At 68.5% G+C, this 13,186-nt stretch carries 11 protein-coding genes; 10 read left to right on the top strand and 1 reads right to left on the bottom strand.

What is annotated here, in order from left to right; translation table 11 throughout:
* Positions 1-248: 248 nt before the first annotated feature.
* The 10 genes from cobA to QCE83_RS30155 all read left to right on the top strand — a co-directional run bounded on the left by cobA (position 249) and on the right by QCE83_RS30155 (position 12,541).
* On the top strand, positions 249-1,007 hold the full coding sequence (cobA, locus tag QCE83_RS30200) for a uroporphyrinogen-III C-methyltransferase (protein WP_309819812.1): 759 nt from the start codon (positions 249-251) through the stop codon (positions 1,005-1,007).
* Between the two features lie 96 nt (positions 1,008-1,103).
* Positions 1,104-1,679, top strand: a complete 576-nt coding sequence (locus tag QCE83_RS30195) for an ANTAR domain-containing protein (protein WP_309819810.1) — start codon at positions 1,104-1,106, stop codon at positions 1,677-1,679.
* 24 nt (positions 1,680-1,703) lie between these two features.
* Entirely contained in the window at positions 1,704-2,834 is a 1,131-nt protein-coding gene (locus tag QCE83_RS30190; protein ID WP_309819808.1) for a CmpA/NrtA family ABC transporter substrate-binding protein, read from the top strand.
* A gap of 52 nt (positions 2,835-2,886) precedes the next feature.
* Complete coding sequence (locus QCE83_RS30185; RefSeq protein ID WP_309819806.1) at positions 2,887-3,372, top strand: adenosine-specific kinase; 486 nt, start codon at positions 2,887-2,889, stop codon at positions 3,370-3,372.
* Positions 3,373-3,762: 390 nt separating this feature from the next.
* Positions 3,763-4,347 (top strand): DUF2760 domain-containing protein, encoded by a 585-nt coding sequence (locus QCE83_RS30180; RefSeq protein WP_309819804.1) that lies wholly within the window; start codon positions 3,763-3,765, stop codon positions 4,345-4,347.
* Positions 4,344-6,230 carry an Hsp70 family protein gene (locus QCE83_RS30175; RefSeq protein WP_309819802.1) on the top strand — a complete coding sequence of 629 codons (1,887 nt, stop codon included), beginning with the start codon at positions 4,344-4,346 and terminating at the stop codon, positions 6,228-6,230. Before QCE83_RS30180 ends, QCE83_RS30175 begins: the two co-directional genes overlap by 4 nt.
* Complete coding sequence (locus QCE83_RS30170; protein WP_309819800.1) at positions 6,231-8,987, top strand: Hsp70 family protein; 2,757 nt, start codon at positions 6,231-6,233, stop codon at positions 8,985-8,987.
* A 148-nt stretch (positions 8,988-9,135) separates the two neighbouring features.
* Positions 9,136-9,294: a hypothetical protein gene (locus QCE83_RS30165; RefSeq protein ID WP_309819798.1), complete on the top strand. Its 159-nt coding sequence runs from the start codon at positions 9,136-9,138 to the stop codon at positions 9,292-9,294.
* A gap of 251 nt (positions 9,295-9,545) precedes the next feature.
* Positions 9,546-11,564, top strand: a complete 2,019-nt coding sequence (locus QCE83_RS30160; RefSeq protein WP_309819797.1) for a hybrid sensor histidine kinase/response regulator — start codon at positions 9,546-9,548, stop codon at positions 11,562-11,564.
* Positions 11,561-12,541 carry a nucleoside hydrolase gene (locus tag QCE83_RS30155; protein ID WP_309819794.1) on the top strand — a complete coding sequence of 327 codons (981 nt, stop codon included), beginning with the start codon at positions 11,561-11,563 and terminating at the stop codon, positions 12,539-12,541. The genes QCE83_RS30160 and QCE83_RS30155 overlap by 4 nt, the downstream gene beginning before the upstream one ends.
* Here the strand turns inward: QCE83_RS30155 and QCE83_RS30150 are convergent.
* Positions 12,506-13,180 carry an alpha/beta hydrolase gene (locus QCE83_RS30150; RefSeq protein WP_309819792.1) on the bottom strand — a complete coding sequence of 225 codons (675 nt, stop codon included), beginning with the start codon at positions 13,178-13,180 and terminating at the stop codon, positions 12,506-12,508. The genes QCE83_RS30155 and QCE83_RS30150 overlap by 36 nt on opposite strands.
* Between the last annotated feature and the right edge of the window lie 6 nt (positions 13,181-13,186).

Here is a 13,186-nt window from a genome sequence, read left to right as displayed (position 1 = left end):
TCGTTCACACAGAGCAGGCATGCATGCGCCGAAACGGTGCTCGTGCAGTGCGCCGCGCACAACGCGGGTGCCAAAATCCTGTCGAAAGTGGCATGGCGTGCTACTTGCATTGACTAACGCATTGCCGCGCGCAACGACGTTCGCGGCACACATCCATCAGAGCAAGGACAACGGCGTCCCTTCGTGCAACCGCACGAGCGGACGCCTTTTGTTTTTGTTTTGCGCTTGAGCCGAAAGAGGACATCACGATGAACACCGCGAAGGGGAAAGTCACCTTGCTGAGCGCAGGTCCCGGCGATCTCGACCTGCTGACGCTGCGCGCCGCCCGCGCGCTCGCCGCCGCCGACGTCCTGCTGCTCGACGACCTCGCCAATCCGGACATCGTCTCGCTCGCGCCGCAAGCGCGCGTGATCCGCGTAGGCAAGCGCGGCGGCTGCCGGTCTACGCCGCAGGCCTTCATCGAGCGGCTGATGCAGCGCCATACACGCAAGGGCCTGCACGTCGTGCGCGTCAAGGGCGGCGATGCCTTGCTCTTCGGACGCGCCGGCGAAGAGATCGCGGCGCTGCGCGAAGCGGGCATCGAGGTGGAGATCGTCAACGGCGTGTCGTCGGGCTTCGCGGCGGCGGCCGGACTCGGCATCTCGCTCACACATCGCGATCATTGCCAGGGCGTCACCTTCGTCACCGCGCATCTGCAGGATCATCGCCAGCCGGACTGGCAGGCGCTTGCCGCCACCGGCACAACGCTCGCCATCTACATGGGCATGAGCCGCATCGCGAGCATCGCGTCGGCGCTGCGCGAGGCGCTGCCCGCGAGCACGCCCGCCGCCGTCGTACAGCACGCGGGCTCGGCGCAGGAACGGCGTCTCGTGACCACGCTCGACCGTCTCGCCGATGACGCCGCCGCAGCAGGCCTCGGCAGCCCGGCCGTGATCCTGGTTGGCGGCGCGATCGGCGAGGCGGTCGAATTCGCCGTTCACGCCCGAGGCTTCGCGCATGCTGCCTGATGCGGGTTCTCAAACGGCGGGCGGCGCGTTAAAGTCGTCGAAGTCTCCGCAGCCGCTTGCCCCGTTCCTCGCATGACCCCGTCTCCCGCTTCCCGCATGCTGCGCGTTCTCCTCGTCACCGACACCGACAAGCCCATCGGCGACCTGCGCGAGCAGCTCGCGCGCATGGGCTATGACATGCTCGCCGAAGTCGCCGCGCCCTCGGCGCTGCATGCGGCCGTCGAGAGTCAGAAACCCGATGTCGTCATCATCGATACCGAATCGCCGTCGCGCGACACGCTCGAACAGCTTGCCGTGATGAACAAGGCGGCGCCCCGCCCCGTGCTGATGTTCAGCAACGACGCCGACCAGCAATTCATCCGCGCGGCCGTGGGTGCGGGCGTCACGGCCTATTCGGTCGAAGGACTCGCGAGCGCGCGTCTTGCGCCGATCATCGAGGTCGCGCTCGCGCGTTTCGCTCATGAAGAACAATTGCGCCTGCGGCTCGCGCAAGTGGAAAACGAACTGGAGCAGCGCAAGGTCATCGACCGCGCCAAGCGCCTGCTGATGGACAAGCGCGGCATGTCCGAGAACGACGCCTACGCCGCGCTGCGCAAGCGCGCCATGGATCAGGGCGTGAAGGTCGCGGAAATCGCGCGCCAGCTGCTCGCCATGGCCGACCTGCTGCGCTGACCGATAAAGCAATCAATAGCCGTTATGAACCCGCCCGACACCCTTCTCTCCGCGCCCGAACGCACGCATCTGCGACTCGGCTTCGTCGCGCTCTCCGATGCCGCGCCGCTCGCCGTCGCCGCGCTGCGTGAACTCGGCGCGCGCCATGGCATCACGCTCGAACTGTGCCGCCAGCCGTCGTGGGCCGCCGTGCGCGACAAGCTGCTCTCCGGCGAACTCGATGCCGCCCACGCGCTCTATGGCCTCGTCTATGGCGTGCAGCTGGGCATCGGCGGACCGCAGGCGGACATGGCCGTGCTGATGGTGCTCAACCGCAACGGCCAGGCCATCACGCTGTCGCGCGCGCTCGCCGATGCGATCGAAGACGGCGCAAGCATCAAGCAAGCGCTAAAGGCGCTCGGCCGTCCACCCGTCATCGCGCAGACCTTTCCGACCGGCACGCACGCGATGTGGCTCTACTACTGGCTCGCGGCGCACGGTCTGCATCCGCTGCGCGACGTGCGCAGCGTGGTGATTCCGCCGCCGCGCATGGCCGACGCGCTCGCGGCCGGCGAGCTCGACGGCTTCTGCGCGGGCGAGCCGTGGCACGCGGTGGCCGAGGCGCACGGCGCGGGGCGCACGGTGGCCTATACGAGCGAGATCTGGCCGGACCATCCGGAAAAGGTGCTGGCGTGCCGGCGCGATTTCGCCGCGCTGTATCCGAACACGGCGCGCGCGCTGGTGCGCACGATGCTCGACGCCTGCGCCTGGCTCGACGCGCCCGCGCACCGCACGGAAATCGCGAAGGCGCTGGCCTCGTCGCAACTGCTGGATGCGCCGCGCGGCTTGATCGAGGCGCGTCTCTCGGTGGCCCATGGCGGCGACGCGCACGCGCTACCGGTGCGTTTCTTCGATGGCGGCGCGGTCAACTATCCGCGCCTCTCGGACGGCCAGTGGTTCATCACGCAGTACCGGCGCTGGGGCATGGTGGACAGCGCCCCCGACGACGCCGCCCTCGCCGCGGCCGTCAACCAGACCGCGCTGTATCGCGAGGCGGCCCAGGCGGCCGGCATCGCGATACCGGGCGAGCGGCGCGCCGCCACCTTCTGCGACGGCCGCGTGTGGGACGGCGGCGAGAGCGCGGCGTATCTCGCGGGCTTCGAAATCCGCGCGTGACCCGCGCCGGAGCGCCTACCATGGAAGTTCCTGCGCGCACGGGAGACACGCCATGGAACTGCTCGCGATCGGCATCGACAAGCCCGAGAACACGAATTTCATCCTCGGCCAGTCGCATTTCATCAAGACCGTCGAGGACTTGCACGAGGCGCTGGTCGGCGCGGTGCCCGGCATCCGCTTCGGACTCGCGTTCTGCGAGGCATCGGGCAAGCGGCTCGTGCGCACGTCGGGGACGGACGAGAATCTCGTCGATCTGGCTGCGCGCAATGCGCTGACCATCGGCGCGGGACACAGCTTCATCATCATGCTCGGCGACGGTTTCTTTCCGGTGAACGTGCTCAACGCCGTCAAGGCGGTGCCCGAGGTCTGCCGGATCGTCTGCGCGAGCGCCAATCCCACCCAGGTGCTGGTCGCGCAGACGGATCAGGGGCGCGGCATCGTCGGCGTGGTGGACGGCCTGCCGCCGCTCGGCGTGGAAGCGGAGCAAGACGTGCAATGGCGCAAGGATCTGCTGCGCCAGATCGGCTACAAGCTCTGACCTGCCGGCGTTCCGAAAGCCCCGCCGCGCCTTGACTTGGCCGCGCAAATCGCGAGAATGAGGCCCGCCGTCGCAGCCCGGGCCGTCTCGGGCGCCTGCGCGTTCAGGCGCGTTTTTCCAGCCGGGGCGCGACATCATGGAAAATAGCGGAATTCGGTGAACGCACCACGCGCGCGCGTTTGCCAGGTTTGCCAGGTTTGCCAGGTTTCCCGCGTTGTCCCTTGCTTCGTCCCGTCGTCTCCGCAGCGAAGGCATGCCGTCTGCTCGCGCAGGCGCACGGAACACGAACCTGCGAACATTCCGGCACCTTTCGCCCAACGGCACCCAACACCGGCCACCCGCGCCGCCCGAGGATCGGAGTCGTCCTCGCGCGGCCTACAGGAGCATCACATGACCGACATGAACCCAGGCTTTTTCGGCAGGATCGGCATTGCCTTCGGCGCCTTCTTCGGCGTCTTGGGCAACGCCGCGTTCGCCGGCCGCGTGCAGCACCTGCGCGACGCGCCCCATGCGCCGGAAGCGGCACCCGCCGCCCCGCAGCCGCCGAAGCCCGCCGCCGCGCCGGTGCAGCCCGCGCCGTCCGCACTGAAGGAAGCCAGCCCGGTCGCCGCGCTCCAGTTGCTGGCGCTGCTGCAACGCGACGCGCGCTTCGTCGATTTCGTCGAGGAAGACATCGCCAATTACAGCGACGCCGATATCGGCGCGGCCGCCCGCCTCGTGCACGACGGCTGCCGCGCCGTGTTGCGCGAGCACTTCACCATCAACCCCGTGCGCAGCGAAGCCGAAGGCAGCCGCATCACGCTGCAGGAAGGCTTCGACGCCGCTGCCGTGCGCCTGACCGGCAATGTCGTCGGCCGCGCGCCGTTCAGCGGCAGCATCAGCCATCGCGGCTGGAAGGTCGAGGACACGCGCCTGCCGAAGCTCGCGCCGTCCCATGATGCGAGCATCGTCGCGCCGGCGGAGGTGGAACTGTGAGCGATCTCAACGAAACGCGCGCCCGCTATTCGATCGGCGTCGATCTCGGCACGACGCACTGCGCGCTCTCCTACGTCGACATGAGCGCCAGCGACGGCGAAAAGACCGCGCAAGGCGTGCTGCCGGTCGCGCAGCTGACCGCGCCCGGCGCCGCCGAAGAACGCGAACTGCTGCCCTCCTTTCTCTACCTGCCGCACGAAAACGAACTCGCGCCCGGCGACATGACGCTGCCGTGGACGCAGGAACGCCGCTTCATCGTCGGCGAACTGGCGCGCAGCCGGGGCGCGGGCACGCCCATCCGCCTCGTCTCCAGCGCGAAAAGCTGGCTGTGCCATCCGGGCGTCGATCGCCGCGCGGCCATCCTGCCCGCCGATGCGCCCGAGGAAGTCGAGCGCGTGTCGCCGCTGGAAAGCTCGGTGCGATATCTGACGCACCTGCGGGAAGCGTGGAACCATCAGCATCCGGACGCGCCGTTCGACCAGCAGGACGTCACCGTGACGATCCCCGCGTCCTTCGATCCCGCCGCGCGCGAACTCACCGCCGAAGCCGCGGCGGCCGCCGGCTACACGCGCATGACGCTGCTCGAAGAGCCGCAGGCCGCGCTCTACAGCTGGATCCAGAAGTCGGCGGGCGGCTGGCGCAAGCAGGTGAAGGTTGGCGACGTGATCCTCGTCGTCGATGTCGGCGGCGGCACGACCGATCTCTCGCTGATCGCCGTGGTCGAGCGTGAAGGCAATCTGGAACTGCATCGCGTCGCGGTCGGCGAGCACATCCTGCTCGGCGGCGACAACATGGACCTCGCGCTCGCGCATACCGTCGCCCGGAAGCTGGCGGCGCAAGGCACGCAGCCCGACCCGTGGCAGTTGCGCGCGCTGACCTACGCCTGCCGTTCGGCCAAGGAAACCCTGCTTTCCGATCCCGCCGCCGAAGCCGTGCCGCTCGTCGTGCCGAGCCGCGGCTCGAAGCTGATCGGCGGTTCGCTGCGCACCGAACTCACGCGCGCCGAACTGACCCAGATCCTGCTCGAAGGCTTCTTCCCGCAAGTCGATGCCGCGGCGCGTCCCGTGTCTCGCGCGCGTGTCGGCCTGACGCAGCTCGGCCTGCCGTACGCGCAGGACGCCGCCGTCACGCGTCATCTCGCGGCTTTCCTCGGCCGTCAGGTGAACGCGCTCGCCGAAGTCGAAGGGCTCCGGCGCGAGGCGCCGCAGGGCGCGACGATGCTGCATCCGACCGTCGTCCTGTTCAACGGCGGCGTGTTCAAGTCGCCGCTGCTGGTGGATCGCGTGATGGCCACGCTCAATCAGTGGCTCGCCGCTGAAAACGCGCCCGCCGCGCGCCTGCTCGAAGGCGCGGACCTCGATCTCGCGGTCGCGCGCGGCGCGGCTTATTACGGCTACGTGCGCCATGGCCGCGGCGTGCGGATTCGCGGCGGCACGGCGCGCGCGTATTACGTGGCGATCGAATCGGCGATGCCGGCCGTGCCCGGCCTCGAACCGCCGGTGCAGGCGCTGTGCGTCGCGCCGTTCGGCATGGAGGAAGGCACCGACGCCGCGCTGCCCGTGCAGGAATTCGGTCTGGTCGTCGGCGAGCCGGTGCATTTCCGCTTCTTCGGCTCATCGGTGCGGCGCCAGGACCAGGTCGGCACGCTGCTCGATTTCTGGCAGCCCGACGAACTCCAGGAACTCGAAGAGATCGAGGCCTCGCTGCCGTCCGAAGGCCGCACACCCGGCGAAGTCGTGCCGGTCAAGCTGCACGCGCGCGTGACCGAAGCGGGCACGCTCGAACTCGAAGCGATTCCGCGCGGTTCGTCGGAACGCTGGAAGGTGGAGTTCGACGTGCGCGGCGGTCCGAACGCCAGCGTCGATCAGGGTATGGGTCTGTAAGTGTCCCGTTTCAGCGTCGGCATCGATCTCGGCACGAGCAATACGGTCGTCGCGTATGCGGCGGCCGGCTCGGACGAGGTGCGCGTGTTCGGCATCGACCAGCTCGTCGCTGCGGGCGAGGTCGCGGCGCTGCCGCTGCTGCCGTCGCTGCGCTATCACTACGCGCCGGGCGAGCTTCGCAGCGAAGACCTGCACCTGCCGTGGGGCGAGATGGAAGCGGCCGCGGTCATCGGCCAGTTTGCCCGCAAGCTCGGCGCGCAGGCGCCCGGGCGGCTCGTGTCCAGCGCGAAGAGCTGGTTGTCGCACGGCGCCGTGGATCGCCTCGCGCCCATTCTGCCGTGGGGCGCGGGCGACGATGTCGAGAAGATCTCACCGGTGATCGCCAGCGCGAGCTATCTGGCGCACGTGCACGCCGCGTGGAACGAGCGCTTTCCGGACGCGCCGCTCGACGCCCAGAACGTGGTGCTGACCGTGCCCGCCTCGTTCGACGAAGGCGCGCGCGCCCTCACGCTCGAAGCGGCGCGCATGGCGGGACTGACCTCGCTGCGTCTGCTGGAGGAACCGCAGGCCGCGTTCTACGACTGGCTGTTCCATCATCGCGCGACGCTTGGTGATGAACTTGCACAGACCCGCCTCGTGCTGATCGTCGACGTGGGCGGCGGCACGACCGACCTCACGCTGATCCAGGTCGCGATGCAGGACGGCGAGCCGGTGTTGACGCGCATCGGCGTGGGCAACCATCTGATGCTCGGCGGCGACAACATGGACCTGGCGCTCGCCCATCTCGTCGAGAGGCGGCTGACGGGCGACACCGCGCGGCTCTCGGCGGCGCGCATGGCGGAACTGGTCGAACGCTGCCGGGCCGCCAAGGAACAACTGCTCGGCAAGGACGCGCCCGCGTCCGTCGCGGTCACGCTGCTGGGCGCGGGCTCGAAGCTGATCGGCGGCGCGCGTTCCGTCGAGATCACGCGCGACGAGATCGGGCAGATCATCGTCGATGGCTTCTTTCCGCAAGTGTCCGCCAGTGACCGCCCGGGCCGCACGCGCGGCGGTCTGGTGGAGTTCGGCTTGCCCTATGCAAGCGATCCGGCCATCACGCGGCACGTCGCGGCCTTTCTCGGGCAGCATGCGGGCGAGGCACGCAAGGCGCTCGACCTGCCCGCCGATACCCTCGCCATTCCCGACACGCTGCTGCTGAACGGCGGCGTGTTCCGCGCCGGGCCGCTGTCGCGGCGCATCGCCCGGACGCTGTCGGACTGGCGCGGCGCGTCCGTCAACGTGCTCGAAAACGCCGATCCCGATGTGGCCGTCGCGCGCGGCGCGGTCGCCTACGCGCTGGCGCGCGCGGGGCATGCGCCGAAAATCGGCGGCGGCTCGGCGCGCAGCTTCTTCCTGTTGCTCGACGACGCGCCCGACAGCACGCGCGGCGTCTGCGTGCTGCCGCGCGGCACCGAGGAAGACCAGCCGGTGCATCTCGCCGATCGCACTTTCGCGCTAACGCTTGGCGCGCCGGTGCGGTTTCACCTGGCGTCGTCGGTGGCGGAGACGGCCTGGCAGGCGGGCGAACTCGCGGACCTCGGCGCATCGGCCGACTTCGTGCGGCTGCCGCCCATCGCCACCGTCATCGACGGGCACGCCGGCGACCCGGCCCGCCCCCGCGACACCGCCGTGCAGCTGACGACCTCGCTAACCGAAGTGGGCACGCTGGAGATGCACTGCATCGCCGTCGATGACCCGTCGAAGCGCTGGCTGCTCGAATTTCAGCTGCGCCATGAGACGGCGCCGGCCAAGCCGGCGGGCGCGGTCCCGCATCCGGCGCTGCCGAAGGCCGTCGAACTGATCGACCGCACCTTTGGCGCGCGTTCGCAGGACGTCGGCCCGAAGGAAGTGAAGCGCCTGCGCGCGCAGCTCGAACAGACGCTCGGCACGCGCGATACCTGGGACATCGCTCTGCTGCGCGAGCTCTTCGGCGCGTTGTTCGAGCGCGCGAAGAAGCGCCGGCGCAGCGCCGATCACGAACGCCTGTGGCTCAACCTGACGGGTTTCTGCATGCGGCCGGGCTTCGGCCATCCGCTCGACGACTGGCGCGTCGAGCAGCTATGGACGCTGTTCGACCAGGGCATCCAGTACAGCAACGAAAGCCAGATCTGGTCGGAGTGGTGGACGCTGTGGCGGCGCGCGGCCGGCGGCCTGTCCGAAGCGGCCCAGCTGCGGCTGCTGGACGACATGGCCTTCGTGCTCCAGCCGCCCGGCACGAGCCGCTATCGCCGTGCGGCGGGCGCGGCGCGCGCGGGCTACGAGGACATGGTGCGGCTCGCGGCGTCGCTGGAACGCGTGCCGGTGGAGCGCAAGATCGAGGTCGGCGAATGGCTGCTCACGCGGCTGAAGAAGCCTTCCGAGAACATCCAGAGCTGGTGGGCGCTGGGGCGGATCGGCGCGCGCCAGCCGTTCTACGGCAGCGCGCACGGCGTGGTGCCGCCCGATGTGGCGACGCACTGGCTGGACGCCCTGCTCGCGCTCGACTGGAAGAAGGTCGATCCCGCCGCGTTCGCCGCCGTGCAGATCGCCCGCATGACCGGCGACCGCTCGCGCGATCTTCCCGACGAGACGCGCGCCGCCGTCATCCAGCGTCTCGAAGCGATGAACGCGGCGCAGTCGTGGATCGCGATGGTCCGCGAGACGGTAGAACTGGATCGCGCCGACGAAGGCCGCGTGTTCGGCGAGACGCTGCCGGCAGGGCTCAAGCTGATTCGCTGAAGCGCTTCGTTGAGTCGCTTCGGTGGGAGCGAGACCGAAATGCTTCGTCATCAGAAGCGTTTTCAGCCGCGCCAAGTCTTGAATAGCGGCGGAGCGCCGCCTATGGTTATCAGTGTGTCGATCCGGACACGTCCTGAAGGAGGTCATCATGCCATCCCCACGCAAGGCTTCAGCTCAGCAACCCGCCGAAACCGAAATGTCGAGCCGCAAGAAAACGGCCGGCACCAAGGCATCGCCCGCCAAGGCCGCTGGCGCGAAAGAGATGCAGGTCACCAAGCGCACCACCAAGGCAAAACCGAAGTCCTGAGCGGTCATCGCACGATCCGCCCTCTTCATCGCGCGGGGGGCATTTCCTGTGGCTATCCTTCGACACGGCGGGCGCGGCCTTCGCGGCGCTCGCTGTTCGACCCCGCCGGTTCCTGCCTCATTCCTCGATACCCCGCCTGAAAAGACCCATAAAACCGCAATATTTGCCGGATATAACGGTTGTTGCCTAAAAAAAGGCGTATTGGTATGACTGCATTGTCCTAAAGTAGAGTCCCCCATTCCAGAGCGAGCATGAAGATGGCCGTACCGCAACGCGCCGCCGGCGTGCGTTCCCCAGGAGTGCTGTCCGCGGCTGCCCGTGAAGCCGTCGCGAGCCTGGTGCGCAATCTCGCGATTCCGGCGCCGTTCTCCGATCCCGCTCTCGAGGCCCAGTTCCTCGAGGATCACAGTCAGCGCTTCTGCGCGTTCCGGCGCGCGTCCGCGCTGCTCGCGCTCGTCATCTGGACGTGCTTCCTCTGGTGGGACTTCAGCTTCGTGCGCGGCAACAAGGCGCTCAACGTGCGCCTCGCCGACATCCTCGCACTGCGTTTCGCGGGCGTCGCGCTGCTGATCTTCGTCGGCGCGCTGGTGCTCCGGCCGTCGTTCCGCTCGCATGCGAACGCGCAACGCGTCATCCTCACCGGCATCTACGGGCTGCTGTGCCTGATCCTGACGATGGTCGCGATCACCCCCGCGCCCTATAACTACACGCAGTATTTCATCGGCCTCTATCTGGCGCTGTTCTTCCAGTTCAGCTTCTTCTACCTGCGCTCGCGCGTCGCGCTGACGGCCGGCGCCATCACGATGGCCTCGGTCGTGCTGTGCCAGATCACGATCCATCTGCTCAACACCGAGGACTTCTTCGCCGGCCTGTTCTATATGTTCAACGTGCTGATCGTCGGACACGGCGTCTGCACGCACGCCGAGCGCGTCTCGCGCGAACGCTACAGCTCCGAGCGCGCGCTGGCCTCGCTGAACGACGAACTGCGCGCCGCCAACGGCTCGCTCGGGCGCAAGAACCGCGAGCTGGAGATTTCGAAGAAGGATCAGGAGAACAAGACCAATGCCCTGCTCGCGCTGCGCGAACAGCAGATGATCGCGGCGCAGACCGCGAGCCGCGACAAGTCCAACTTCCTCGCCGCCGCCACGCATGACCTGCGGCAGCCGATGCACGCCCTCAACCTGTTCCTGCAGGCCGCCGCCGAGGCCATCCGCAACGGCGAGTTCGACCAGGCCGAGCGGCTCATCAACGATTGCGGCCGTTCCTCCGTGATCCTCGCGCGGCTGCTGAACGCGGTGCTGGATCTGTCGCGGCTCGAATCGGGACGGGTCGTGCCGCGCTATCACGTGTTCGACGTGCGGCAGATCGTCGAGGAGGCCGCCGAGCAGTTGCGGCCGTTCGCGACGAGCCGGGGCGTCGAGCTACGCCTGCGGCTGCCGAAGGAAGAAGTGGTCTGCGTGCGCAGCGATGCCCACTGGCTCGGGCGCGCGGTCGCCAATCTGGTGTCGAACGGCATCAAGTACGCGGACGCCAGCAAGTCGACCCGGCCGACCGTGATCGTCGGCGTGGTGCGCTCCGCCACGCGCGCGCGCATCGACGTGCTGGACAACGGCATCGGCATTCCCGCCGATTACTTCGACGCCATCTTCCAGCCGTTCTTCCAGGTCGACAATCCCGAGCAGGATCGCGACAAGGGGCTGGGCCTCGGGCTGTCGATCGTCAACGCGGTCATGTCGATGCTCGACCAGCATCGCATCGAACTCAAGTCCACCGAGGGGCGCGGCTCGCGTTTCTCGCTGGAAATGCCGCTGTGCGGGCCGTCGCAGGAGAAGCCGTCGGCACGCGCGCCGGCGCGCTCGGAAGCGGCCGAGGCTGCGCAGTTGAAGGGGCGCTACGTGCTGCTCGTGGAAGACGACGGGCTCGTGCGCGCCTCCACGGAAGCGCTGTTGTCCCAGTGGGGCGTGCTGTTCGATTCGGCGGCGACCTTCGAGGAATACGAGGACATCCTGAGCGACATCGAGCGTTTTCCGGATCTCATCATCACCGACTTCCGTCTGCGCGACACCCGCACCGCCCGTCAGGTGGCGATGCTCGGCGCCGCGAAGCTCGGCCGGCCGTGCCCGGTGCTCGTGGTGACCGGCGAGCCGGCGGCCTGCATCGTGCCGCTCGCGTGCGACCAGGACGTGCTGAGCAAGCCGGTCAGCCCGGCCGAACTGCGGCGCGGCATGCTCGCACTGCTGCCGCTCCACGAGACGGCGGACGCTGCATGACGCTGCACAAGGTCATCTACGACACCGATCCCGGCGTCGACGACGCCCTCGCGCTCGTGTTCCAGGCGCTGCATCCGGACATCGAACTGGTGGGCATCACGAGCGTATTCGGCAACTCGGATATCGACACGACCACCGCCAACGCGCTCTATCTCGCGCAGCGCTTCGCGCCGGGCGTGCCGGTCGTGCGCGGCGCGGCGGCGCCGTTGCGGCGGCCCGCGCCCCTGCCGATTCCGCATATTCATGGCAAGGACGGACTCGGCGAGATCGAGCGGAAGCGCGTTTCCGTGCAAGAAGACGGGAGAGAAGCGCATCGCTTCATGGTCGAGACGGTGCGGGCGCATCCCGGCGAGATCACGCTGCTCGCGGTCGGGCCGCTGACCAATCTCGCGCTGGCGCTGCAACTGGATCCCGGCATCGCGACGCGGGTGCGGGAGGTCGTCGTGATGGGCGGCGCGTTCGGCATCAACGGCGCGCTCGGCAATGTGACGCCGGCCGCCGAGGCAAACATGCACGGCGATCCCGATGCCGCCGACATCGTGTTCGGCGCGCCCTGGAAGGTGTCGATCGTCGGACTCGATGTCACGCATGAAACCGTGATGACCACCGCTTTCCTGGCCGCGCTGCGCGACAGCGCCGGCGACGCGGGCCGTTTCGTGTGGGACGTGTCGCGCTTCTACGAACGTTTTCATGTGCAGGAAGGCGTTGCGGGCGGCATCTACGCGCACGATTATTCGGCGGCGGCCTTCGTCGTGGCGCGCGAGCACTATGTAACGCGGCCCGGCCCGGTGCGCGTGCTGACGGAAGGCATCGCCGCCGGACTCACCGTGCAGAAGCCCGCTTCGATGCACGCGCCCGCGCCGGAGTGGGACGCGCGTCCGGCCTGCGACGCATGCATCGGCGTGGACGCGGACGCCGTGCTCGAACTCTTCGCCGCGACCTTAAGCAGCCAGGCGCGCGCCGAGCCACTGGCGTAGCGCCTCCACTTCCTCCATGCAGACCGAGTGCGGCATCGGATAGCTATGCCATTCGACGTCGCAGCCCTGCTCGCGCGCGAACTCGCAGGCCTGTTCGCCGAGGCTCGGCTTGAGCACGTCGTCGAAGCTGCCGTGCGCGGCGAAGACCGGCACCGTGCGGTTCGCCTCGCTCAAGGCTTCGCCGATCAGCCCTTCCGACGCAATGTAGCCCGACAGCACGATCAGCCCCGCGAGCCGATCCGGATGCGTGAGGCCGGCGTGATAGGTCATCGCGCCGCCCTGCGAGAAGCCCGCCAGGAAGATGCGTTCGGTGGGAATGCCGCGCGCGTTCTGTTCGGCGATCAGTTCGCGCACCCGCGCCACCGATGCCTCGATCCCCGACTCGTCCACGCGCCGGTTCACGCCTTCGAAAGACAGGATGTCGTACCACGCGCGCATCACATAGCCGTTGTTCGCGGTGACGGCGATCTCCGGCGCGTTCGGAAACACGAAGCGGATGGCGGGGGCATCGGCGAGGCGCAGCTCGGGCACGAGCGGGATGAAGTCGTTGGCATCGGCGCCGAGGCCGTGCATCAAAATCACGGCGAAGCGCGGATCCGGCGCGGTTTCGATTTCGATAGTGGCAGGTTGGTCAGTCATTGATCG

The organism is Caballeronia sp. LZ034LL (assembly GCF_031451215.1).
GTDB lineage: Bacteria > Pseudomonadota > Gammaproteobacteria > Burkholderiales > Burkholderiaceae > Caballeronia.
This window is presented reverse-complemented; position numbering and strand designations above follow the sequence as displayed.